Genomic DNA, 21513 nt, shown 5'->3' with positions numbered 1-21513 from the left:
GTTAGACCTGGATAAGGAGATTGAGCGCCATAGTGAGGTAACGCTGATCAAGTTGTGTACTTTGTAGCGTTTCAGATGCTTTGATAAAAGAAGCGGAGCCTGAATCCTGTGCAAGAACTTGCAGCTGAGCTAACGTTTCATCAAATTGTTGACGGTACTTTTCTGGACGCAACAACTCTGAGTGCAGCAGCTTGGGCTTAGTTAACGCGATGAGATATTGGTCTGAAGGCCGAAGGTCATAGAGCTTCTCTAAATGTGTAGCGACCGCCTGACCATCAGGAAGCAATTGAAATCGCTCTGGGAAATCGGCCTTAACTTCACTATGAGTAACATGCGTAAAGGCTTCGATGCCTACGTTTAAAGTGCTGACTCGAGTCATGAGCCTGCCACATCGTTATGTAGACGAGCCAAAAGCGTAAACGCTTGCTCTAAGGTCGGAAGTGTTACTTCTTCTCCTTTTAGCCTTGCTGAAAAAACCAGAGTTTGCTCATCTAACAAGCCGGTTTTAATTTCGAAAGGCCAGCCTTGATCGGCATGACACAAACACAGTGCACTTTGAATCATGTCACTGATTTGATGCCAAGATAACGCTCGAGACAACATCAAGAATAACTGCTCACCCTGTCGCTCAATATGCAGCGTACCACTTTGCTCAAAATCCAGCTGCACCCGTCCAGCTGATGAGAAATCGACGGCATCGAGCCCCATTCCTCGGCAAAATTCATCGACGGATGCATCAATCCAACTCATCTTCCCACGCTTCCTCTTCTTCTATATCAATGGCTTCGTCTAGCGCCTTTTGTACCGCTTGGATTAAATTCTGTCGTTGTTCTTCATCGGCGAATACGTCAATTGGGATTGCGCGAACTAACTTATGGAACTCTCGAAAAAAATCGATTTTTTGTTCTACAGCCGTCAATTCCATTGCGTTGGCGACTTTCCATATCTCATCACTGCTTACCCATCGCTGCTCTACCAACGCAATCACATCAGCCATCAAATTAGAAACTTGATAAGCCATAATTCGTCCTTTCCGGTTTAAACATTTGGAACAGCTGACTCACACGATCTTGCAACGTATTCAGAGTTTTGAGTTTTTGCATATCGGACATCAACCACTGCAACTTAACCGAATCGATACTGCTACCTTGAACACTAAGATCTGCACTCATGCCTTGCAGCATAAAGTCAACAGCAGTCGATACCTCCTGCTCACCAAAGCGCGCCACTACATCTTGATAAGCCGCGCCGAGCCCTTGATAACTATGAACGGTATCGCGGTAGAAGCCGCGCAGCTGATGCAAAGAGCTAAACTCTTGCTCTTGGCTGTATTCATCAGCAAAATTTGAGACACGGATTTCCGTATCAATTTGAGACCATGTATCTGGGTTTTGCTCGATTCTTAGAAGTGCTTGGTCAATCAGCGCTAGTAGGTGTTTACTTTCTGGACTCGCACTCAAAAACTTTTTCACGGCTTTTAGGGCGAGGTATTGATGGATTTTCTCCTCGGAAAACCCATTCAAGTAGGCTTGTAATTGCGCGATGGTCGAGATATTTCCTCCCGCCATTTTTGTAGCCAAATCTTTGATCTTTTGATTCTTTTCAAGATCAGGGACTTTTCTTAAATAGTCCGAAACGAGTTCATGTGCTTCATTAACTCGAACACCACTGTCTTTCACTTTGCGCTTAGTCAGATCTTTCTCTGCTTTTTCGGAACCGAGTGAAGTGAGTTCTTCCATCGCATCAAAAAGTGATTGTGTGGCATTGTGAACACGGACGGTTTCACCGCGATAATTGCCTTTTTGTGAAACGTCGGGACGAGACGATTCCAACCCGCTTTGGATAGACGCATCAAACTTTGGATTTGTTGCGATATGATTGTTGATAATACTCATTCACTTGCACTCCTTCCGCACAATACAGGCGAATTATAGGAAGTGCGCTTTTTTGAAGCTGTCAAAATCAGACGTGTTTTTTTAGTGCGCTTTCAGTTTTCTAAAAACTCCCGACTGATATTCACTATAAATTGATTCTTATACTTTCTATTCTCTCAGCATCAATCATTGCGCATATTTTTACCTTGAACGATTTCTCATACATCACTGATATCCAACAATCTGCGATTAAACACACGCGTTTGATCCAAATTCGCGGGCGCGTTACACAAGTCACCGGCACCATTATCAAAGCTGTCGTCCCTGGCGTTCGTGTAGGTGAACTGTGTGAGTTGCGTAATCCCGATCAAACTCTGTCTTTGTTAGCGGAAGTGGTTGGCTTCCAGCAGCATCACGCTTTGCTCACCCCATTAGGAAATATGTTTGGGATTTCCTCAAATACAGAAGTAAGCCCAATGGGCAAAATGCACGAAGTGGGTGTTGGCGACCACCTGTTAGGTAAAACGCTTGACGGGCTTGGACGTCCTTTCGATGGTACGCAAAGTCAGGAACCAAGTGCTTGGTATCCTGTTTATCGCGATGCGCCACCACCAATGCAACGTAAACTAATTGAAAAGCCAATCTCTCTTGGCGTTCGATCCATTGATGGGCTACTGACCTGTGGTGAAGGTCAGCGCATGGGTATTTTTGCAGCGGCTGGCGGGGGTAAAAGTACCCTACTGGCAAAACTGATTCGCTCCGCAGAAGTTGACGTGACCGTTCTCGCCTTAATTGGTGAACGCGGACGCGAAGTGCGCGAGTTTATTGAGCATGACCTAGGCGAAGAAGGAATGGCCAAATCGGTTTTAGTGGTCGCTACCTCTGATCGCCCAGCAATGGAGCGTGCCAAAGCCGCTTTTGTTGCCACTTCTATCGCAGAATATTTTCGTGATCAAGGTAAACGCGTGCTACTGCTGATGGATTCTGTAACGCGTTTCGCCCGCGCACAGAGGGAGATTGGACTAGCCGCAGGCGAGCCACCAACACGACGTGGCTATCCGCCTTCTGTTTTTGCCGCTTTGCCAAAGCTGATGGAACGAGCTGGACAATCAGACAAAGGATCAATTACAGCACTGTACACCGTGTTGGTGGAAGGTGACGACATGACGGAGCCTGTCGCGGATGAAACTCGCTCAATTCTAGACGGGCACATCATTCTCTCGCGCAAACTTGCGGCAATGAACCATTATCCCGCCATTGATGTACTTCGCTCAGCAAGCCGAGTGATGAATCAAATCGTTGAATCCGATCATCAGGCGTCTGCTGCTCATATTCGCGAAATGTTAGCTAAGTATGAAGAAGTTGAACTGCTAATCAAAATTGGCGAATACCAACATGGCGCAGATAGTCGAGCGGATTTGGCCATTGCACAAAGTGATGATATACGCGCCTTTTTACGCCAAGGCACTCATGAACCAAGCGATCTTGATGGCGCTATCGCTCAACTTAAAGGGATGGCGAAACAATGATAGAACGCTTATTAGAAATCAAAAAAATTCGCGCTGAACGTGCGGATAAAGCCGTCAAGCGTCAAGAATACCGAGTGTCAAACGCCGCAGCACAGGTTCAAAAGGCCGAACGTTCTGTCGCGGACTATCACGTTTGGCGCCAGGAAGAAGAAGAGCGACGTTTTGCTAAAGCAAAACAACAAACGCTCGTTTTCAAAGAGCTAGAAACATTAAGACAAGAAGTCGCGTTGTTAAGAGAGAGAGAAGCCGAACTTAAACAACGTGTGGCCGAATCAAAAAAAGCGCTTGAAATCGAACGCTCGGCACTTAAAGAAAAGCAAAAAGAGGCGCGACAAGCCCATAAAACCAAAGAAAAATTCGTTCAGTTGCAGCAACAAGAAGTCGCGAAAAAATCGCGAGAAAGGCAATACCAAGAAGAACTCGAACAGGAAGAGTTTCGCACTGTCGACATTATCTAAAGGTTCACTATGCGCATTACCACAACAACTGAAACATCGAATACGCTGCACAAATCAACGCCAGAACAAGCGCCTCTCGAGAAGGAGGCCGAGCTTCAATCACAATTCGAGCATGCAATGACGAAGAAGCCTAGCAAGGGAAAGGAGTCTATCGTTGCGAATCCCCAAAAGAATCATACTGGCGAAGAAGACATACCGCTAAGGCATAAGACATCTCAAGGTCTAGATAAGAAACATAACCTATCGAACCAAGAAGCCAACGCTGACAAAAACATCTCCACTTTAAAAGGTAAAAGTGACGTCGTCACTAAGAGAGACGTAGAGAAATCGAAAGACGACGCAGCAAATAGCGAAGAAATAATTAGTGAAAACAATAAATTGCTTAAACATGATGGAAAAAGCGATGGCGACACAGTTCTAAGCTCCCCTTCTACCGAGCGTGTTGATTCTCACTTTCAAGCTCAAGCTCATTTGAAAGATGATAAACCGACGCCGATGGATAAACATACCTCACCGGATTGTCTCTCTACGCTTGAATCTGGCTTGCTCCCCCAAAGTGCGACAGCGACAGAGCTCGCTCAAGATGGGATTAACATTGTTGGCTTAACGAAAAAGCAAACTGAAACAGCGCACAATAAGCGTGCAACTCCGCCGCTACAGAATACAGGCAAACGATCAGACCAAACTGATGGCCTGCCTGAAACCAAGCCCCTTGAAAAAATCGAGACGAAAAGCGCACTAGTCGCCGTGAAAACGGATGAAGAAAAAGTACCTTCTCAACCCTTTGCAAGTGCGGTAACACAAGGCGATGTCATCCTAAAAAGTGTTGCTTCGCAGGCTCAACCAAGCCCAACGCGAGACGTAAACCAATTACTCCAGCAATTGGTGGATAAAATCTATGTTGCTCTGCCAACCGCATCGGACAACAAAGAGGTTCGGCTGTTTCTAAGTGAAGGACAATTAAAAGGTGGCGAAATCCACATCAAGTTGGACGCTCAAGGGTATAGCGTGACGATTCGACAAGAGCATGCCCTTTCCATTATTAGCCAGCAAGCTAGACAAGATCTTGCTGAACGGCTAAACCGATTCGGTGGTGAGCAGCCACTTCGCTTAGCGATCAGCGAACAAACTCAACAGCTCGATCAACAACAACATGAACAACAACACTCACGCCAACAACGCAGCGTGTATGAAGAATGGCAAGCGGAGAATGACCTATGACACCGTTAATAATACCCAAAGTGGATGCAGAAAGTATCGCGCTCAGCAATCAACTTTGTGCAAAACAGTGCCACTTCCAAGGGACTGATGGTCAGAGCGTATCGATTACTGTTGCTCAAATCCCTTCATTTGAAGGGTTCCGTTTAACCACGTTGATTGGAGGGCAAACCCTACAAGTAGACTTTTCTCGTGCGCAGCTCCAACATTGGCTGAAATCGACCTTAAATGCTACTGCGTTTGAGTCCCTGCCTAACTCCCTCCAGTTAGCACTTTTGAGCTCACAGATAGAACCGCATAGTGAGGTAATCAAAGCGCTATTTGGTCAGTTACCCATTCTTAGTCAACTACAGCCGTTAGAGGCGAGCCAGGCCCAAGAGCATACTTTAATGTTAACCCTCAATAAGCCTAACGGCTCTCTTTGTTTGTGGGTTAGCGAAGGATCAGACGTGTTGTTGTATGCGCTACCAAACAGCGCTGCTCTACAAGCTCGACACCTCGCTTTACCTGTGTGGTTAAGTCTTGGAAGGACCCATTTGACGTTAAGCGAATTTAATTCGCTCGAGCTGGGAGATGTCATCTTTTTTGACGATGGTTACATCGCCAAGCAACAAGCCATTTTTCAAGTATCTAACCAGAATCTCTGGCGCTGCCAGCTAGATGACCAAACTCTTCACATTATTGAAAAAGAAACCAATATGAATGACGTAAACACTTCAGAAATGTTAACCGACCACCAGCAACTGCCTGTGGAACTCACGTTTGATATCGGCCATCAAACCATCACGCTAGAGCAGCTTAACCAGCTTCAGCCAGGGTACGTATTCGAGCTAAACCAGCCTGTATCTAAGCCGGTAACATTGCGTGCCAACGGCAAAATCATTGGTGAGTGTGAACTGGTTAATGTTAACGAACATTTAGGTGTGCGCGTACTGGAGCTGTTCGGTGGCACGCAGGAGCTAGCATGATCCAGTTACCCGACGAGCTCAATCTCATTGTCAGCTTAGCACTGCTGGCACTGATCCCATTTATCGCCATGATGGCGACGTCGTTTGTGAAACTCGCCGTTGTATTCTCACTGTTGCGTAACGCTCTCGGTGTACAGCAAATTCCGCCGAATATGGCGCTTTACGGATTGGCCATCATTCTGTCAATTTTCATCATGGCTCCCGTCGGGTTTGAAACCTACGACTACGTAAAGCAGCATGATATCTCCCTTGAAGATTCTGCAAGTGTAGAAGGCCTCATTGAAAGCGGTTTACAGCCTTATCGAGAATTTTTGAAAAAGCATATTCGGGAAACCGAAGCCATATTCTTCACTGATGCTGCACGCACATTGTGGCCACAGAAGTACGTAGACCGTTTAGAGTCGGACAGCTTATTGCTCTTACTGCCCGCATTTACCGTCAGCGAGCTTACTCGCGCTTTTGAAATTGGCTTTCTGTTGTACTTACCGTTCATCGCTATTGACCTAATTGTGTCGAATATCCTACTCGCGATGGGGATGATGATGGTATCGCCAATGACGATTTCCCTCCCCTTCAAATTGTTGCTTTTTGTCTTGCTTGACGGCTGGACAAAGCTCACCCACGGCTTAGTGTTGAGTTACGGTTAATCACGGAGAAAGTATGCATTCTGCTGAAATCATTCATTTCACGACTCAAGCATTAACCCTAGTGTTGTACTTGTCATTACCGCCGATTTTAGTCGCAGCATTGGTTGGTACATTGGTGTCGCTTATTCAGGCGTTAACTCAGGTCCAAGAACAAACGTTAGGCTTTGTGGTCAAGCTTATCGCGGTCATTATTACGCTGTTCGTCACAACGCAATGGCTAGGGGCAGAGCTCCACGCCTTCGCCTCGCTTGCTATGGATAAAATTCCTCAAATACGATGAGTTATCACGACTTACACCAGGCTTTATTTTTGTACAGCCTGACGTTACCTAGGTTAATGGCATGCTTCATCTTTTTGCCTATTTTGAGCAAGCAAATGTTAGGCGGCACCATGGTGAGAAATGGTGTGCTTTGCTCACTCGCACTGTTTATATTTCCGATGATTAATCAGCAAAGCTTGCCCGCAGAAACCGACGGCATTTGGCTGATAATGATTTTGGGTAAGGAGGTATTAATTGGGCTATTGATAGGGTTTGTTGCTGCTATCCCCTTTTGGGCGATAGAAGCGGCCGGTTTTCTGGTCGACAACCAACGTGGGGCTGCCATGGCAAGTATGTTTAACCCAACGCTAGGCTCACAATCCACACCAACAGCGGTATTACTGACCCAAACGTTGATTACCCTGTTCTTCTCTGGCGGGGGCTTTGTCACTTTTATCTATGCGTTATTCAAAAGCTATACATCTTGGCCGATCGTGGACTTTTTCCCAACCGTTAACGACGCATGGGTGAGTTTCTTCTACGCGCAATTTGAACAGCTTATGTGGCTTGGTGTGTTGATGTCCGCTCCACTAGTGTTGGCAATGTTTCTTGCTGAGTTTGGTCTGGCGCTTATCAGTCGTTTTGCACCGCAATTGAATGTTTTTTTCCTTGCCATGCCAATAAAAAGTGCCATCGCGAGTGTTTTACTGATCGTGTATCTCGGAATAATGATGGATCACTTTGAAGTACAGTTTTACGGCATTACCCGATTCGCAGAACAACTCAATACCATTTGGCAATAACGCTTAGGATTCTTTATGAGTGCAGAAAAAACAGAGCAACCCACCGCAAAAAAGTTACGCGATGCTCGACAGAAAGGTCAGGTTGCCAAAAGCCAAGAAATCGTATCGTCTGCATTAATTTTGGCGCTCATAATTGTACTGTTTGCGTTCGCCGATTATTACATGTCGCACATCTCAGCGCTTATTCTCCTACCAAGTAAGCTTGCTTATCAGGGTTTCCAAGATGCGCTAGTCGATGTCGCTATCGCCATCGCAAAAGAAATTGCCTATCTACTCGCTCCGATTATTCTGGTTGCTGCACTCGTCGCCATCTTTTCCAATATGGGGCAGTTCGGACTCCTATTTAGTGGTGAATCCGTTAAACCCGACATCAAAAAGATCAATCCCGTCGAAGGGGCCAAACGCATTTTTTCCCTTAAGAGTGTGATTGAGTTTATCAAGTCGATCCTTAAAGTCTCTCTTCTTTCCTGCATTATCTGGGTGACATTACGCGGTAACATCAACGCTTTAATGCAAATTCCAACTTGTGGGCTAGAATGTGTCCCGACCATTACTGGCGTCATGATTAAACAATTAATGATTATCTCTTCGGTAGGCTTCATCGTCATCGCTGCCGCAGATTTTGCGTACCAGAAATTTGATCACACGAAAAAGCTCAAAATGAGCAAGGACGAAGTGAAACGCGAATACAAAGAGATGGAAGGCAGTCCAGAAATAAAAAGCAAACGTCGTCAGTTGCACCAAGAGCTACAAGCCTCCAATCAACGCGAAAACGTTAAACGTTCTAATGTATTAGTTACAAACCCAACACATATCGCGGTTGGCCTTTATTACAAGAAAGGCGAAACGCCCCTGCCCGTCATCACTTTGATGGAAACCGATGCGGTAGCCAAACGTATGGTCGCAATCGCTAAAGAGGAAGGCGTGCCTGTGATGCAAAAAGTCCCTCTTGCTCGTGCACTATACGCCGACGGTAACGTCGACCAGTACATCCCAAGCGATCTTATTGAGGCAACTGCGGAAGTGCTTCGTTGGTTGGCTTCGTTAGAGTCCGAGGCGGACTAACAAACCACATCCCATTCAAGATCTGGGCTTACAACTGCCCAGCTTTCAACCTCGATACTTTCAACGCTATAATGCGGTATCCTTTAACTGTATGTTGTTTTTATGAAATCTAGCTTAAGCATTCGCTCCTACACGAAACGTATGAGCCGACATACTCATAGTGATTATCATCAACTCGTGCTTCCTCTCCAGGGCAACATACAGATTGATATGGATAGTTATGTCGGAAAGGTGGCGGTTGGCGACTGCATAGTCATCCCCAAAAGTTGTGCTCACGGTTTTAATGCCGAAGAGTCATCACGCTTTATTGTTGCGGATATGACCACTTTGCCCACTCATTTGATGGATAGTAGTGTGGCTGTGTTTTCGATTAGCCCGCCTCTACTGAGCTTTATCCAGTTTGTCGAAAAGCAACTTGAGTATCAGGTTAATGATGAAATTGAAAACTCCATGGTTGCAACCTTCTATCTGTTGCTGGAGCAGCAAAAGCGGTCTCGCTCCGTGGATTCGCGTATTCGAGATGTACAGGTTGTGATCGCCGAGCAGCTTGATCAGCCACTCACCATTGCCTCATTAGCGAATGCCGCTTGCTTGAGTCCGACGCAGTTTAAAAAGCTTTTTAAAGAGCAGCTAAAAATGAGCGTCCATAAGTACATTACACTACAACGTATGGAAAAAGCCAAAGCACTACTGACTCATACAGACCTTCCAGTCCAGTTGATAGCTGAACGAGTTGGCTATAGTGACCTTTCCGCGTTTAGTCGACGGTTTTCAATGCATTTTGGCATGTCTCCTAGAGAGTTTTCCCGGTAGCCACTAAAATAGTCCTCTGGAACAAGTATTCCGTCTTTTCAGCACAAAAATCTCTATCGCTTTCTTTTATTCTTTCTACCCTAAAACAGCCATTCACTAGGTAGAAATTACAGTGTTAAAAAACATTTCACCGACTATCAATTAGGAACTTTATCCATACTTTTTGCTTCAACCCTGTGGGGAACGACGGGCACCGCTGCCAGCTTGGCACCGGATGTCAGTGCTCTCGCCATTGGCGCATTTTCTATGGGTATTGGTGGGTTTATGCAAGCATGTCTATCTGCGAAGTCACTGAAGAGAGATTTTCGAAAAGTCGTACATAAGAAGAAAACGTTACTGGTTAGTATTATCGCCTTAGCCACCTACCCACTGGCTTTTTATTCATCAATGCGATTCGCCGGTGTGGCTATTGGTACGGTTATTTCTATCTCCACTGCACCTTTCTTTTCTGCTTTGTTAGAGTGTCTCTTTAGCCGAAATCAGACCATAACCAAGCGCTGGATGATGAGTTTCGCAATCGGGGTCATTGGCATTACCTTGTTGCTGGCTTCTGAGTCATCCGCAAATAGCTTATTTGATCATGATATGAAGCATTGGGGTGTATTACTTGGCCTATTGGCAGGTTTGACGTACGCCATTTACTCATGGGGAGTAAAGGCTATGATTGACCACGGCATTGAATCGCAAACGGCCATGGGAAGTGTTTTTGGTATTGGTGGAGTTTTGCTTCTACCAACACTTTTCATCACGGGTGATAATCTATTTGCATCGTCAACTAATACGACGGTCATGCTCTACATGGCCTTGATTCCAATGGGGTTAGGTTACGTCGCTTTTGGGTTTGGGTTACGATTTGTTACAGCCAGTGGAGCTAGCATACTCACGCTATTTGAACCTGTTATCGCAGCAGCACTAGCAGTTGCGATTGTTGGGGAAGAAATTTCTTTCATTGGTTGGGTTGGTATAACGTTGACACTTGTGTGTTTGTTTCTTCAGTCGAAAAGTTAAATTCAACCGATATTAGCCAGCCCCAAAAAGGAACGCTGACGGTAGATAAAGTAAGGAGCAGCACCTACTCCCTACTTTACCATTTGAAATTACACCCAGCCTTCTGCCAAGTACATCAATCGCAATTGACTTGGTGAGCCTAATTTTTCTAGCGCATCTAACTGGACGTCACTCAGGTTTGGGCATTTATCAAGATAAACTCGTCCGTTTGCTGCATCTAGGGGGAGCTTGTAGGTGAGCTTTTCGTTTATTTTACTTGCTTCCCCTTTGTCAATCGCTCGAACAGCTGGCATGAGCCAATCCCAATCTTCTCCTAACAGTTTTTTAAACGCCCCGTTAGCAATAGACTCGGTTTTACTTGGTGCATCCTCTGGGCTTAGCTTCAAGATAGAGTCTACGTCAGGAACCAAGTGCTCACTTGGCTCTGAACCCAACATCTTTTTCAGTGTTAATCGCGCGGCTTCCATCTCTTGTGCCTCTTTAGGCGCTTGAGGAGAAGTCATTGCAGTATTCTCCTTAGGACCAAGGTACGCCATTAATGCGCGGACAGAAGCCGGATCTTGCATACTGAAGGTAAAGTCTCCTTTTGCATTGGAAACTTCAAGTCTAGGTAAAACACCAGACATTTCACCTTGCATAAGTTGCTCTTTTACTTCCGTATTTAACCCGTATGCCCCAGCTTGGTTCGCCACAAAACCACCGCCGCTCATGATAGCAGTCGTTGCCGCAGAACCGATTGCCTCTTTTGCTATCGGTGTGACGCCCACCGTTGCTACAGAGCTAACACCGAACGTGCCCAGGCTCCCCGTCGCCATACCTAACGTAGCTCCAATGCCACCTTCAGCCGACAGTATCGCATGACCTTGAGCCAAGGTTTGCTGCATCGGCATAGAAAGACGTTGATCTCGCCCTGGCAGCTGTGAAATTTGTTCTAACTGATGATGGTAAGCCTCAGCATCACCATTTACGGCCGCTTTGTGCAACTCTCGACCTGTAGAAATCAATAAGCCAACGCCTGGTAATGCCAAGTTAATAACGGCGTTAACACCAGAACCTTTTAGCTTTTCTTTGCCCATCTGTAGCAGTTCAGCAGCGAAGCCATCCATTTTTCCTGGACACTGGGCTTCTAAACTCACCTGCATACGCGGATCTTTGCTGATCGAATCAAACGTATTTTTAAGCTGCTGGTACGTATCGCTGCTCACTTTTATTTCATCCAATAGGCTGACAACTTCTAAGATTTTACGCTCAGTAAGTGGCTCACCGCGATAGCCTGAAGGACTCACTAGGGAGTAAGCCAACAGCGCAACCTCAGGTTTTTCTTGCTTAAGTAGCGCCTGCTTTAAATCAAGGTGAGTTTTGATGTTTTCTTGGAAAAACTTAGTGTATTTGCTTCTCAATACGCCTTCGTGAATAGAAGCAAACTTGTGACCTTTGTGGAATGTGGAAGGTTCTTTTACTTCACCTCTTTTACTGATCACTCGGTCATCTTTTTGCGCAGCAACTGCACGAAACTGCTCTAGATCAGGTATTGGGCTTTGGCTGATTTTTTGTGTTGTATTAACCATTTTTCTCTCCTACACACGAAGTGATTGAACATGAGCTTGTTCATGATTAGAGGTGGTTGGAATCGCTTGATCCAACATTGCGAAACGCGCTTGCCACAGCTCGGCCTGTTCAATAACTTCGTGAAACCAAGCGGTAAGGTTCGTCGTATTTAGATGCTCAACGGGTTTACGTCCTGCTAAGACAAGCTGTCGACCATTTGGAGCTAAAGCAAGTGCGAGGTTGCCACTACCAATTCCTTGATAGTTAGCATGAGCAAGAAGCTCTAAACCTTTTAGTCGTTGTTCACCGGATTTTTCTAACCCTCCGAACGTTACAGACAACATCAAATCATCCGTATCTGTCGCGATGAAATACAACATGTAGCGATCATCGACCAGTAGCTGACAACGTTCATTTTCTTCAAAATTCAGTTCGGGCAACTCATTGAGTTGGCAAAACTCCAAGAGCAGTTGTTGAATCGTGTTCATAACTTTTTCCTTTTGTTTCAATAACTCTATTGAACAACGATTGCAGATTGAACGATGTCGGTAATGGCTTTATTTTTGTCACTTTTTCGCCTTCATTGTGAGGTTTTCCGCAGAAATCTCGCTCTAAGATCGAGTTGCCAGAGTAATAAAAAAGAGCAGCTCAGAGCTGCTCTTTCAATAAAGGTTAGATGCTTAGCATGGTGTATTTGCTCACTTCTTTTGCAGAGTGACTAACCCAGTTTATGGCTATCAAAAATGACTTCTGTTGGCGGGAACATATTCGAAACAGGTGGTCGTTGTGCATCTCCAAACATTGGTGCACCGAATGCAGATGTCGCCCACGGGTCAACAATTTTCACATCCTTACTCCACGTTGATGGATCTTTTATGTCGCTCCCCTCTTGTCGACCAACCAGTACATAAAGGTGTGTACCTGAATGACCCTTTTTAAACGCAACCACTTCTACTTTGGGTTCACTTTCAGGTGTTCCTGACATGCCTTGAATCATCTCAGCGGCGGCAGCAAAGGCAAATGTAGTACAGCAGCCGGCTTTCGCGGTTTGTACTGCCTTAGCAATGTTCTGTAGAGTGCTTAATTGCGGTGCGGTTCCTCTTTGTGCTGCAGCTTGAACTCCGTTTGCGGACATCGTCGCTCTGTGATCTTGCATGATTCGCGCTTGATCCGCGTGAAGCTCTTTTAGTCGTGGCTTTCCTTTTGTTTCATAAAACTGTGACCCCTTAACACCGAACGTATTTAAGTCCGTACAGGCAAAATCACCAAGCTTTTGAAGGTTGGCTTTATGTTCGTTGATAAGCGCGACACTCGATGAGGCTTTATTGGTTTTGGAAGAAGAGGCTGCCGTTTGTGCCGTTGGCCAATTTGAGCTAGGGCCAGACGACAATCTCTCAAGATTTTTCAGGCTCCCAAGCGTTAACTTGTTCTCACCGTTCAACACATTTTTCAGCATGAGCTTCGCAACATCTTTAGGAATACCCTGCTTAGTAAGCAGGTTCACTACAATATCTTTCGCTTTATTCTGGTGGCTAATACGCGCGCTGATACTTTTATTTTTTGGTGCACCCTCTTTAACAAAAATATCTTTGCCGTTGTGTGCTCGAACCTCTTTGTCGTCAGCCTGATTTTGTGTCGCCAAATGTGACGTTAACTGACTCAACGAGTGCATGTGCGATGTATTAATATTGACCATGTGTGATGCCTTAAACTTGAATAAATGCGTGTACGTCTGTTTGGCTAAAATCTACAACCGTGTTGTTTTGAAATAACTGTCCCCAAGTATCAACTAATTCATTCAACTGAATGATTAAGTTAGCAATGTTGGTGAGTTCACTTCCAGCCGCGATAGCAACTTGAAGAACAACGTCTTTGCGTGTTGGATTCACACAAAACTGCACACCACCTGTTTCTCGATACAAGAAGTTGTATTCAAGTAAAACTTGAAGTTTATCTAGCGTAATATCATCTTGTTCTATAAGCAGGTTTTTGGAAATCAATAACTCGCCTTTTTCCTCTACGAGCAGAACATCGACACTGTTGTTTTCAGCAAAATGCAGTGACCACATTTGATCGTCATACGCTGTCACGCGCTCAAGGTTCAGCACTTCTCCTAGCTCAGAGAGAAGCATATTAATCTTTCCTGTATCCATGTTGTGTCCTGTCTAATTTATTATAACTAAGTGACATCGATATATTTATTTCAGCGAAGCCACTTGGGTATAACGGCTCATTTAAATAAGCGAATAAGGATAAAAGAGATTTTATGGCGAGATAGAAACCGACACTTTATTTCAACGTCTCATTTTTATTGCTATTAGCCGTTTTATTGAGAAGAAAAATTAAGGTTAAGCTGGAAAATAAAAGAGCGGCAATCGCCGCTCCAAAAATTAAATAGAAGTAGAAAATCACTTAATACCGTGAAGGCTATTTTCTGCATCCATAGCTAAAGGATTGAACGAGTCGTTACGAAGTTCTGCTATCGCGTATAGCATGCGCCCCATGCGACCATTTCCATCGGTAAAGCCATGGTACCCGATAACTCCGGCGAACAAATGTTTACCTAAGTCTTTATCTTCTACAGGGTTCTCTTTCAAAAAGCCTTCAATGTGCTGCTTTAACATGCCCTCACCGCCAATACTTGACGGCAAAGTGCCACCCGAAATATTTGGCCCTCGGTAATCACGCTCAACATTAGGCACCAATCGAGCGTGTAGCTCTTTTAGGTTTTCCATATTCAATAAATCTTTACCATTAGACGCGTATTCTTTCAGTAAAGACGTAATATTTTCGGCATCGTTTCCTTTAGAGTTAGAAGCATTAATGATCCACGCCGCAGCTCTTTCAACATTATTGGTTACGCCACTTTTGTTAAACGCACCCTCCGCCAGTCCTTCAGCGTATACACCTTGGCTTAGATCGGTGCTTGCTAGACCTTCGATATGACGTTGCGCCGATTTAAGATGCATCACCTCCATATCAAACACCGCTTGCATTTGATTAATGCTACCTGCCGGGTTTTTCTGCGCTGCAGATACACCACCGCCGTAGTCTTTTACTACACGTCCAGCAAGCGACTTCGCTGCACTTTCGCCAATCAGTGATGTGAGGTTTTTACCAGAATCGGTTTCTAACATTGCCTCTGTCATCGCTCGCTCTGCTAACTGGTTTAGCTCAGCAGAGTTCGACTGAACTGATTTACTGTCTAACTTCGCAAAGGCATTTAAGACATCTGATGCGGTTTTTATGCTTCCATCTTTGAAGAACATTTGTCCATGCTCAACAGAAGAAGCAGCTTGTAAACGCTGAGCTTGTCCTTGCTCATTATCAAATACGGCTTTTGTAAGGGCTTTCGCTACCGATTGTGGGCTACCTTCGCGAAACAGTTTTCCTGTCGCTTCAAAAAATCGCGCTACCGCACCATTAGTAGGATTGGTACGAGTAAATTCTTGGGTCGCTGCGTTGATTTGGTATTCTTTGCCACCAATACTCAGCTTACCTTGGTTAAGTATCTCGTTACGAGCTTGCGGCATGGCAGCCTGCAACGCGCTAACACTTCCAAAACTGATCATGTTTTAAACCCTTAATGTGGAAAAATGAGTGGTATTCGTTTCCGGTACTTCGGTTGTTTTATTGGTTACTTCTTGTGTATTCGCACTTTTTAACCACTCGATGAAATTCGCAAATGACTCATCGAAAAAAGATGCAGTTAGCAGTTGCTGAGGCAGGTGTATGAAACCGATATATCCGGTCTCTTCCTCCCAGCATACCGCTGGAGAGCCTTGCGTTAAGGCATCTTTCATATGTTGATGCAAAATATCAGCACTCGGTTTATTACCTGAAATCAGCCCGATAAGCGTCACACGATCTTCTTGTGCACGAATTGTGATTGCTGTGTTTTGCTCAACGAGTAGATGGCAACAATCATCCTCATCAAAAACCAACGGCTCCAATTGGCAGCGGCTGGCAAAATCTGTCAGTAAAGAAGTTATAAATCCATTAGCCATTCGACTAAATAATCCTATTTTTGTTGTTTTAGATGCGCTGCTTAGTTGCAAGACTTATCAACTAAGCAGCTTTCTTAGGTGTATTCTTAAGGATTTATGGCAGTGAATATTTTAGAAATGGTCGGATTTTTTTTGTTTAAAGGCATTAAAATGAAAAAACTCAGCAAGTGCTGAGTTTTTGAGGTTCATTCATGAATCGTAATTTTACGCTCGCTGAGCTGCTTCACCATGGCTTGCTTTAATGCATGCAGCTGTCCATCAATACTAGCGTCGATGATCCCAACTTCTGTTTCCAAAATGCAGCCTCCATTTTTCAAGCGCGCATCTGCTACCACGTCAACGTAACCGACTTCAGGGAAATCACTTAATACACCAGCCACCTTTTCTCTCACCTCAACAACCTGCTCTGGGTGGACATGTAAAATGACCTGCTTTTGGTTACTCACCAGTTGCAACGCTTCTCGAACTACACTCACCGTGGTATCGACATCATCGAAGGTATCGATGATCTTACGTACTGCTTCTAACACCACACCTGTCATTTTTTCTTCGACTTGCTGATAGTAGTCATTACAACGTGCTAAGGTTTCAACCATCGTTTGCGCATTTTCAATCTTGGCTTGTGCAAGGCCATCTTGATAACCACGTTGTTTTTCGGTTTCGTAGGCTTGTTGGGCATTAGCAATGATGCTTTCAGCTTTGGAGTTCGCGGCTTCAACTAAGTGTTGCGAATCCAGATAACTGGCATAATCTTTCGCTTTCAGCACCTTTAAGCCAGGTGCCAGCTGCAAATTGTCTGTTTTTATTTCAACAAATGAAACCATTGAGGAATAACCTGTTTTGCGATTTTTTTTGTGAGTCGATACGCCAGATCTCGTTGATCCGCTTCCAACCAGTTAGCTGTTTCTGCGTTTTCGCTAAGTTGCTTTTCCAATTTGAATTGCCAACGAAGAACAACATCTTCCGGTGAGTTAATCAAAATAAACCTCATCCAAAAATATCCCAGCGCCCTCATGCTTGCTTCAACAGACCTTTCATCCAGTAGTTCTGGTAACGAACGCTGCCAGCCTTGCGGCCAGCAGGATAACAGCATCGGCCCGTTTTGAATTAAGAACCGAGCGCCTTCCAAACCAAAAACGTTGTTCAGAACCTGTTTAGGATGTTTTAAGACAACGCTTCGCATCGCAACACAATGCAAAGCTCCACCCACCATCAATACGAGTTGATTCAACGCGTCTGTCGGGAGCAATGCCAAACTATGACAAGGTCTGTTAAAAGCCGTCTCAGGAACGGGAGATAACGCCCACTCATTGATACACCATTGGTTGAACATGGGGTTATCTCTCCAGCCTTCGATATTTAGTAACCAAGGCTGCTTTTGCTCTATCCAACTTCTATGGATGTACTGGCAAGGCGCATAGTTAAACTGGTGTTGTACCTGCGCGAGTGGTGTTTCTGGTTTAACCACGCTTCGTGTTCCTACGACACCATGTAAAAGTAGCGATATTCGAGCCGATGAGTGCCGCTACCAAGAACACCAAAATGGCGATAAGATTATTCGCCGTCTCTTTGGTGACCTGAACCGACAAAATGCTTTTAAATTGATTGTTTTGAGTAGCAACTCGAACCTCTGATGAGGGTACCATCACTACGCTGATTCGATCGTAGTTCAGCCCCTCAATGCTATTGTTCACTAATAATTTGATCTGCGGAACATATGAATCAAGCGCAATATCTGCTGCGTGTTTAATAAATACGGAGGCAGAAGCTGGAGTTGGGCGCTCTCCTGGACGCAGATCTTGATCTTCCAAAACAACATGAACACGTGCCACCAGCACGCCATCAATCTGAGATAAGGTTGACGAGAGCTCTTGAGATTTCGCGTATACCAAACGTGCTCGTTCTGCTAATGGTGACGAGATCAAATCGTCTTTGGGAAACACTTCTTTCAGTGTGGAAAACTGCTCTCTTGGATAACCTTTTCGCTTTAGCGCATCTACCGCGAAGGCGATTTGAGAACTGTCTACCATTAACTTGACGGTGTTGTCTTTGTCAGGTTCTTTTGTTGCAACGACACCTTCGGATAGTAAGATCGACAACATCTCATTACCCTCTTTCTGAGTAACGTTGGTGTATAGCTCGGTCTGACAACCTACCAGAAACAACGTGAGCATGATGAAAACTGCTCTCATTTTATTCATCATCACTATTGTGCCTTCAATAACGTTTCTACGTTTTGTGTGGTTTTACCCACGGTTTTCGCGATCAGCTCTTCTTGAAAAGTAATGCGTGTCAATGCCCACTGCATTTGCAGCAATTGCGCCGGATCATCACCCACCATCTTCATGTTGTCTTGCAGGTTACTTTTCGCGTTATCGATAGTGTTTTTCAACTCGCTGATGTTTTCTAGCAAACCGCCCTCCAGGCCATTATTTGCCTCGGGAACCGACATAGCTTGCTCAAAACGTTCGCTTAAACCGTCTTCGACTTGCGCATCCTGTAACTTATCAATGTTGGTTTGCATCACCTCGGTGTACTGCGTGTTTATCATATGTACTCCTAAGATAAATCTAACTTGTGACTGTGAGTCATGATGTTTTTCACCATCGCATTTTTTTGGATCATGAAGCTAAGTTCATCACGAACCATGTCCAGTGTTGATGCCATATCAGGTAACGACTTCAACTCTGCCCAGCAATGCCATAAGGCTTGTTCTTTCTGGGCACCCAGTGGAAAATGCTGCGCTAGCATTGCTTTTAGTGCTGTTTTATCAGCAGGTGGTTCGGCAATAAGCTGTCCCGAAAAATTCCCTAGTAACTCCTGCTTCAACACCTTTAACAAATCAGATTGTGGCTGCTCGTTGCCTTTTGCACTCTTCGCCTCATGAAAGGCGTACCACATTGCCTCTCGTTTAACTTGAGGGTCGGAGAACGCTTCATTTAACGATGATAAGACACTTTGTTTACTGACAACCTCTGCGTCTTTTAATGATTCGTACCACGCTTTAATCTCCGCCAGTTTGGCTTCTGTTTTCTCTAGCGTCTCTTTTGGAGAAACATGTGAAACTTGCTCTTGCTTGTTACTTCGCTCCATGAGTGCTTTCATCTTGTCTTCATCGCTCCGCTCATAATGGCGCGACTCCGACTGACGCAAAGATTGGTGTTGAAGACTTAGGTTACTTGAATCAATGATCATCCAAGATTCCTAATGTCCTGAGAAAAGCTCGCAGCAAATGCTTGGCTTTCTTCGCTTCCTTGTGACGCAAGTTCTACCCAGCTTTCCGCTTTGCTCAGTAAACCGGCTTTGGCAGAAGCAAGAGCCGCTAAGCTGATCAGATCTGGATAGGCGTTACAAAGTGGTTCGAGTAATTGATGAGCCTCTTCATACAAGCCTTTATTCATGAGGCTCATTGCACGAATCATCGCAACGGTCTCTTCAGAACCTGAGCTTGCTTCAAGGCCATCTGCAATGGTGTTGGCTTCTTGATGACGATGCATACCTGTTGCCATCAGCGCGATTTCAGCCAGCAGTTGGCGCGTTTCTCGTTCCATGCTTTACACCTTCTGGAGAATCGACTGCATCACATCTTTAATCGCACGAGTGGTGGTCGCATTGATATTGTAAACAACAGACCATTTGTTGATCGCGTGCTGAAGCTCGGCAAGCTTTGATGGATCATCGGCATTGGTTTCTAGGTTCTTGATGGCTGCCGTCACTTCTGTATTGGCATCTTTCGCTTGTTGTTCTAACTTAGCTTTAACATCATCAAGGTTTACACTGTTACTAGCATCGTAAAATGACATAAGACTTCCTCGTATTTTTTAGTTAGCTTCGTATGATTCAACGACCGCATGGGCGGCTGTGTAAGCTTCATACTGTTTGAGTAGCAATTGGTACTGCTGTGGTGAGCACCCTAAATCCAACTGACGTTTCACCACCGCTTGTGCTTCTAAGAGCTTGCTCTTAATCTTGTGCACTTCCGCACCGTTTGTGTCGTTATTTAAAATTTGTTCAAGATTTGTCATTGTTCGTCTCACCTTCATATCCAAGTTCTATTGTTATCACCCGCCCGCCTTTAACCAACTCAATACCAGCAGGTGTAACACTGGATATTCGGTAGCCCTGAGGCGTTCTTGCACCGACCATATAGCGAACGTTATCGGTCAGAATCACATATGGAACCTGGCCAAAGTTGACGCTACGAAACGGGAAATCGATGTTGGTGCCTTTACTCACCTTAGGTATGGATTTCAAAACTAAGTACGGTTTCTCACCATATTGTTCCCGGAAGTCTCGGGTCACACCGTAAAATCGAGTCGTTTCGATATCATCAAGCTCACCACGAACTTCGATGCGATCACCGCTGGTGACCAACTGGACTTTTTTCAGTAACTCCGCATCCGTCAATAACGCTTTTAGCGTATCCATGTAGGCACCCGCTCGCTGCAGTTCAACCTTCCACGCAATAAGACCCGGCACGTCTCGCTCCAAGATTTGTTCAACTTGGTTCCAGCGGCTTGCATCATCGATATAGCCCGTCAGCAGCAGTGTGCCGGTCTCATCGCCATTTTCGACTTTCACTTGGTGATAGCCGAGGTTGCGCAAAATAAATCGAACCCCGCGACGGATTTCTTCCATCGTTCTTAAGTCACTTTTGTAATTGATGCCCAATACATCAATTCGACCAAGCAGATCGAGTTTCTGTGTTCGGTCTTCAACATAGCCCTCTAAGACTGCTTGGCGTGCGGCGGCATTCCATTCCACACGAACGTCGCTAAGTTTGAGCTCGCCTAAGATGTTACGTACCAAAACAATGGGTTCTGCTTCTGTAACAATTTCATTGTTGTTTCCGTTAGCTTGGCTGTACCACATACCGGCAAAAATGACACTCGGGACAAAACTACAGAGCAAAGCGATGAGCGTTGTTTTTTTCCAGCTAGAGCGTTGCACAGCAACCACAGGTGTATTCTGTTGGCTAGATTCGTCGCTGACGTTACTCACAATTAACGCATCTTCCGCGTATCCCAGAGCGAACTTCACAACGCCGACCGAGACAACAGCATGGCGTGACAACTCGATACCATCACCTGCAACAGCGATGTCTTCACTGTTAATATTTGCCTCTTCGCAGCCTCGTAAAATGACCGAGTCTTGCTGGCAAACGAGGGTGAAATGGTTCGCTTCGACCCCAGCATCAGACAGTACAAGATCAGCAATAAAGTCGTCACTGCCAAGCACGAGAGCACCTTCAGGTAAGGTGACTTCTACTCCGGTATGCACGCCTGATAAAATACGAATTTTCCATTGCTGCATCGC

The 21513-nt window shown here is 45.1% G+C and carries 28 protein-coding genes and 1 pseudogene; 10 read left to right on the top strand and 19 right to left on the bottom strand.

What is annotated here, in order from left to right; translation table 11 throughout:
• Position 1 precedes the first annotated feature (1 nt).
• Genes vscX through sctW form a run of 4 tightly spaced genes read right to left on the bottom strand, consistent with a single transcriptional unit; the run spans position 2 to position 1895 of the window.
• Positions 2 to 379, bottom strand: coding sequence for a type III secretion system protein VscX (vscX, locus tag R7Q39_RS17620; protein ID WP_005377246.1), 378 nt, complete (start codon positions 377 to 379; stop codon positions 2 to 4).
• On the bottom strand, positions 376 to 750 hold the full coding sequence (sycN, locus tag R7Q39_RS17615; protein WP_017634544.1) for a type III secretion chaperone SycN: 375 nt from the start codon (positions 748 to 750) through the stop codon (positions 376 to 378). Before sycN ends, vscX begins: the two co-directional genes overlap by 4 nt.
• The gene (locus R7Q39_RS17610; RefSeq protein ID WP_005377239.1) at positions 737 to 1021 is read right to left on the bottom strand and encodes a TyeA family type III secretion system gatekeeper subunit; all 285 of its coding nucleotides are present in this window, start codon (positions 1019 to 1021) and stop codon (positions 737 to 739) included. The genes sycN and R7Q39_RS17610 overlap by 14 nt, the downstream gene beginning before the upstream one ends.
• Positions 1002 to 1895 (bottom strand): type III secretion system gatekeeper subunit SctW, encoded by an 894-nt coding sequence (gene sctW, locus R7Q39_RS17605; protein WP_318076503.1) that lies wholly within the window; start codon positions 1893 to 1895, stop codon positions 1002 to 1004. The genes R7Q39_RS17610 and sctW overlap by 20 nt, the downstream gene beginning before the upstream one ends.
• 185 nt (positions 1896 to 2080) lie before the next feature.
• Here sctW and vscN point away from each other — a divergent pair, with 185 nt between their 5' ends.
• The 10 genes and pseudogenes from vscN to R7Q39_RS17555 form a co-directional block, all read left to right on the top strand.
• The gene (gene vscN / locus R7Q39_RS17600; RefSeq protein WP_318076502.1) at positions 2081 to 3403 is read left to right on the top strand and encodes a SctN family type III secretion system ATPase VscN; all 1323 of its coding nucleotides are present in this window, start codon (positions 2081 to 2083) and stop codon (positions 3401 to 3403) included.
• Positions 3400 to 3861 (top strand): type III secretion protein, encoded by a 462-nt coding sequence (locus tag R7Q39_RS17595; protein WP_318076501.1) that lies wholly within the window; start codon positions 3400 to 3402, stop codon positions 3859 to 3861. Before vscN ends, R7Q39_RS17595 begins: the two co-directional genes overlap by 4 nt.
• A 9-nt stretch (positions 3862 to 3870) precedes the next feature.
• Positions 3871 to 5082, top strand: coding sequence for a type III secretion system needle length determinant (locus R7Q39_RS17590; RefSeq protein WP_318076500.1), 1212 nt, complete (start codon positions 3871 to 3873; stop codon positions 5080 to 5082).
• Positions 5079 to 6047, top strand: a complete 969-nt coding sequence (vscQ, locus tag R7Q39_RS17585) for a SctQ family type III secretion system cytoplasmic ring protein VscQ (protein WP_318076499.1) — start codon at positions 5079 to 5081, stop codon at positions 6045 to 6047. The genes R7Q39_RS17590 and vscQ overlap by 4 nt, the downstream gene beginning before the upstream one ends.
• Positions 6044 to 6694 (top strand): SctR family type III secretion system export apparatus subunit VscR, encoded by a 651-nt coding sequence (gene vscR, locus R7Q39_RS17580; RefSeq protein ID WP_005377232.1) that lies wholly within the window; start codon positions 6044 to 6046, stop codon positions 6692 to 6694. Before vscQ ends, vscR begins: the two co-directional genes overlap by 4 nt.
• Positions 6695 to 6707: 13 nt before the next feature.
• The gene (gene vscS, locus R7Q39_RS17575) at positions 6708 to 6974 is read left to right on the top strand and encodes a SctS family type III secretion system export apparatus subunit VscS (protein WP_005377227.1); all 267 of its coding nucleotides are present in this window, start codon (positions 6708 to 6710) and stop codon (positions 6972 to 6974) included.
• Entirely contained in the window at positions 6971 to 7756 is a 786-nt protein-coding gene (gene sctT, locus R7Q39_RS17570; RefSeq protein ID WP_033906165.1) for a type III secretion system export apparatus subunit SctT, read from the top strand. The genes vscS and sctT overlap by 4 nt, the downstream gene beginning before the upstream one ends.
• A gap of 15 nt (positions 7757 to 7771) precedes the next feature.
• On the top strand, positions 7772 to 8821 hold the full coding sequence (gene vscU, locus R7Q39_RS17565) for a SctU family type III secretion system export apparatus subunit VscU (protein WP_318076498.1): 1050 nt from the start codon (positions 7772 to 7774) through the stop codon (positions 8819 to 8821).
• A 102-nt stretch (positions 8822 to 8923) separates the two neighbouring features.
• Positions 8924 to 9634: a helix-turn-helix domain-containing protein gene (locus tag R7Q39_RS17560; protein WP_130546118.1), complete on the top strand. Its 711-nt coding sequence runs from the start codon at positions 8924 to 8926 to the stop codon at positions 9632 to 9634.
• A 132-nt stretch (positions 9635 to 9766) separates the two neighbouring features.
• Positions 9767 to 10642, top strand: a pseudogene (locus R7Q39_RS17555) (DMT family transporter); the annotation flags it as partial.
• 89 nt (positions 10643 to 10731) lie between these two features.
• Here R7Q39_RS17555 and R7Q39_RS17550 read toward each other — a convergent pair.
• From R7Q39_RS17550 to sctD, 15 genes are all read right to left on the bottom strand, one after another.
• The gene (locus tag R7Q39_RS17550) at positions 10732 to 12210 is read right to left on the bottom strand and encodes a CesT family type III secretion system chaperone (RefSeq protein WP_318076497.1); all 1479 of its coding nucleotides are present in this window, start codon (positions 12208 to 12210) and stop codon (positions 10732 to 10734) included.
• 9 nt (positions 12211 to 12219) lie between these two features.
• Positions 12220 to 12678: a CesT family type III secretion system chaperone gene (locus R7Q39_RS17545; RefSeq protein WP_005377211.1), complete on the bottom strand. Its 459-nt coding sequence runs from the start codon at positions 12676 to 12678 to the stop codon at positions 12220 to 12222.
• Between the two features lie 230 nt (positions 12679 to 12908).
• Complete coding sequence (vopR, locus tag R7Q39_RS17540) at positions 12909 to 13886, bottom strand: type III secretion system effector VopR (RefSeq protein ID WP_054579503.1); 978 nt, start codon at positions 13884 to 13886, stop codon at positions 12909 to 12911.
• A 10-nt stretch (positions 13887 to 13896) separates the two neighbouring features.
• Complete coding sequence (locus R7Q39_RS17535; protein ID WP_033906168.1) at positions 13897 to 14343, bottom strand: type III secretion system chaperone; 447 nt, start codon at positions 14341 to 14343, stop codon at positions 13897 to 13899.
• A gap of 255 nt (positions 14344 to 14598) precedes the next feature.
• Positions 14599 to 15762 (bottom strand): VopS family T3SS effector adenosine monophosphate-protein transferase, encoded by a 1164-nt coding sequence (locus R7Q39_RS17530; RefSeq protein WP_318076496.1) that lies wholly within the window; start codon positions 15760 to 15762, stop codon positions 14599 to 14601.
• A gap of 3 nt (positions 15763 to 15765) precedes the next feature.
• Positions 15766 to 16197 carry a type III secretion system chaperone gene (locus tag R7Q39_RS17525; RefSeq protein ID WP_005377206.1) on the bottom strand — a complete coding sequence of 144 codons (432 nt, stop codon included), beginning with the start codon at positions 16195 to 16197 and terminating at the stop codon, positions 15766 to 15768.
• Between the two features lie 185 nt (positions 16198 to 16382).
• Complete coding sequence (locus R7Q39_RS17520) at positions 16383 to 17021, bottom strand: HrpE/YscL family type III secretion apparatus protein (protein WP_005387146.1); 639 nt, start codon at positions 17019 to 17021, stop codon at positions 16383 to 16385.
• Positions 17000 to 17665 carry a SctK family type III secretion system sorting platform protein VscK gene (gene vscK, locus R7Q39_RS17515; protein ID WP_005377204.1) on the bottom strand — a complete coding sequence of 222 codons (666 nt, stop codon included), beginning with the start codon at positions 17663 to 17665 and terminating at the stop codon, positions 17000 to 17002. The genes R7Q39_RS17520 and vscK overlap by 22 nt, the downstream gene beginning before the upstream one ends.
• Entirely contained in the window at positions 17658 to 18404 is a 747-nt protein-coding gene (gene sctJ, locus R7Q39_RS17510) for a type III secretion system inner membrane ring lipoprotein SctJ (protein WP_086012989.1), read from the bottom strand. The genes vscK and sctJ overlap by 8 nt, the downstream gene beginning before the upstream one ends.
• Positions 18404 to 18748: a SctI family type III secretion system inner rod subunit VscI gene (vscI, locus tag R7Q39_RS17505; RefSeq protein ID WP_005377202.1), complete on the bottom strand. Its 345-nt coding sequence runs from the start codon at positions 18746 to 18748 to the stop codon at positions 18404 to 18406. Before vscI ends, sctJ begins: the two co-directional genes overlap by 1 nt.
• Positions 18749 to 18756: 8 nt before the next feature.
• Positions 18757 to 19392 (bottom strand): YopR family T3SS polymerization control protein, encoded by a 636-nt coding sequence (locus tag R7Q39_RS17500; protein ID WP_005377201.1) that lies wholly within the window; start codon positions 19390 to 19392, stop codon positions 18757 to 18759.
• Positions 19389 to 19748: a YscG family type III secretion system chaperone gene (locus R7Q39_RS17495; protein WP_005377200.1), complete on the bottom strand. Its 360-nt coding sequence runs from the start codon at positions 19746 to 19748 to the stop codon at positions 19389 to 19391. Before R7Q39_RS17495 ends, R7Q39_RS17500 begins: the two co-directional genes overlap by 4 nt.
• Before the next feature lie 3 nt (positions 19749 to 19751).
• Positions 19752 to 20000: a type III secretion system needle filament subunit SctF gene (gene sctF, locus R7Q39_RS17490; RefSeq protein WP_005377199.1), complete on the bottom strand. Its 249-nt coding sequence runs from the start codon at positions 19998 to 20000 to the stop codon at positions 19752 to 19754.
• A gap of 18 nt (positions 20001 to 20018) precedes the next feature.
• Entirely contained in the window at positions 20019 to 20222 is a 204-nt protein-coding gene (locus tag R7Q39_RS17485; RefSeq protein WP_005377198.1) for an EscE/YscE/SsaE family type III secretion system needle protein co-chaperone, read from the bottom strand.
• Positions 20209 to 21510 carry a type III secretion system inner membrane ring subunit SctD gene (gene sctD, locus R7Q39_RS17480; protein WP_005377197.1) on the bottom strand — a complete coding sequence of 434 codons (1302 nt, stop codon included), beginning with the start codon at positions 21508 to 21510 and terminating at the stop codon, positions 20209 to 20211. Before sctD ends, R7Q39_RS17485 begins: the two co-directional genes overlap by 14 nt.
• Between the last annotated feature and the right edge of the window lie 3 nt (positions 21511 to 21513).

Origin of the sequence: Vibrio sp. 947 (genome assembly GCF_033339115.1) — a bacterium.
Classification (GTDB): domain Bacteria; phylum Pseudomonadota; class Gammaproteobacteria; order Enterobacterales; family Vibrionaceae; genus Vibrio; species Vibrio alginolyticus.
This window is presented reverse-complemented; position numbering and strand designations above follow the sequence as displayed.

Coding starts and splice junctions, on each gene's coding strand:
- R7Q39_RS17530 (WP_318076496.1), bottom strand. CDS start 15,762: ATGATCAGTTTTGGAAGTGTTAGCGCGTTGCAGGCTGCCATGCCGCAA.
- R7Q39_RS17525 (WP_005377206.1), bottom strand. CDS start 16,197: ATGGCTAATGGATTTATAACTTCTTTACTGACAGATTTTGCCAGCCGC.
- sctD (WP_005377197.1), bottom strand. CDS start 21,510: ATGCAGCAATGGAAAATTCGTATTTTATCAGGCGTGCATACCGGAGTA.
- vscQ (WP_318076499.1), top strand. CDS start 5,079: ATGACACCGTTAATAATACCCAAAGTGGATGCAGAAAGTATCGCGCTC.
- vscU (WP_318076498.1), top strand. CDS start 7,772: ATGAGTGCAGAAAAAACAGAGCAACCCACCGCAAAAAAGTTACGCGAT.
- R7Q39_RS17550 (WP_318076497.1), bottom strand. CDS start 12,210: ATGGTTAATACAACACAAAAAATCAGCCAAAGCCCAATACCTGATCTA.
- R7Q39_RS17520 (WP_005387146.1), bottom strand. CDS start 17,021: ATGGTTTCATTTGTTGAAATAAAAACAGACAATTTGCAGCTGGCACCT.
- R7Q39_RS17545 (WP_005377211.1), bottom strand. CDS start 12,678: ATGAACACGATTCAACAACTGCTCTTGGAGTTTTGCCAACTCAATGAG.
- R7Q39_RS17500 (WP_005377201.1), bottom strand. CDS start 19,392: ATGATCATTGATTCAAGTAACCTAAGTCTTCAACACCAATCTTTGCGT.
- vscI (WP_005377202.1), bottom strand. CDS start 18,748: ATGATAAACACGCAGTACACCGAGGTGATGCAAACCAACATTGATAAG.
- R7Q39_RS17595 (WP_318076501.1), top strand. CDS start 3,400: ATGATAGAACGCTTATTAGAAATCAAAAAAATTCGCGCTGAACGTGCG.
- vscS (WP_005377227.1), top strand. CDS start 6,708: ATGCATTCTGCTGAAATCATTCATTTCACGACTCAAGCATTAACCCTA.
- vopR (WP_054579503.1), bottom strand. CDS start 13,886: ATGGTCAATATTAATACATCGCACATGCACTCGTTGAGTCAGTTAACG.
- sctT (WP_033906165.1), top strand. CDS start 6,971: ATGAGTTATCACGACTTACACCAGGCTTTATTTTTGTACAGCCTGACG.
- R7Q39_RS17535 (WP_033906168.1), bottom strand. CDS start 14,343: ATGGATACAGGAAAGATTAATATGCTTCTCTCTGAGCTAGGAGAAGTG.
- sctF (WP_005377199.1), bottom strand. CDS start 20,000: ATGTCATTTTACGATGCTAGTAACAGTGTAAACCTTGATGATGTTAAA.
- sycN (WP_017634544.1), bottom strand. CDS start 750: ATGAGTTGGATTGATGCATCCGTCGATGAATTTTGCCGAGGAATGGGG.
- R7Q39_RS17610 (WP_005377239.1), bottom strand. CDS start 1,021: ATGGCTTATCAAGTTTCTAATTTGATGGCTGATGTGATTGCGTTGGTA.
- R7Q39_RS17495 (WP_005377200.1), bottom strand. CDS start 19,748: ATGGAACGAGAAACGCGCCAACTGCTGGCTGAAATCGCGCTGATGGCA.
- sctW (WP_318076503.1), bottom strand. CDS start 1,895: ATGAGTATTATCAACAATCATATCGCAACAAATCCAAAGTTTGATGCG.
- R7Q39_RS17590 (WP_318076500.1), top strand. CDS start 3,871: ATGCGCATTACCACAACAACTGAAACATCGAATACGCTGCACAAATCA.
- vscR (WP_005377232.1), top strand. CDS start 6,044: ATGATCCAGTTACCCGACGAGCTCAATCTCATTGTCAGCTTAGCACTG.
- R7Q39_RS17560 (WP_130546118.1), top strand. CDS start 8,924: ATGAAATCTAGCTTAAGCATTCGCTCCTACACGAAACGTATGAGCCGA.
- vscX (WP_005377246.1), bottom strand. CDS start 379: ATGACTCGAGTCAGCACTTTAAACGTAGGCATCGAAGCCTTTACGCAT.
- R7Q39_RS17485 (WP_005377198.1), bottom strand. CDS start 20,222: ATGACAAATCTTGAACAAATTTTAAATAACGACACAAACGGTGCGGAA.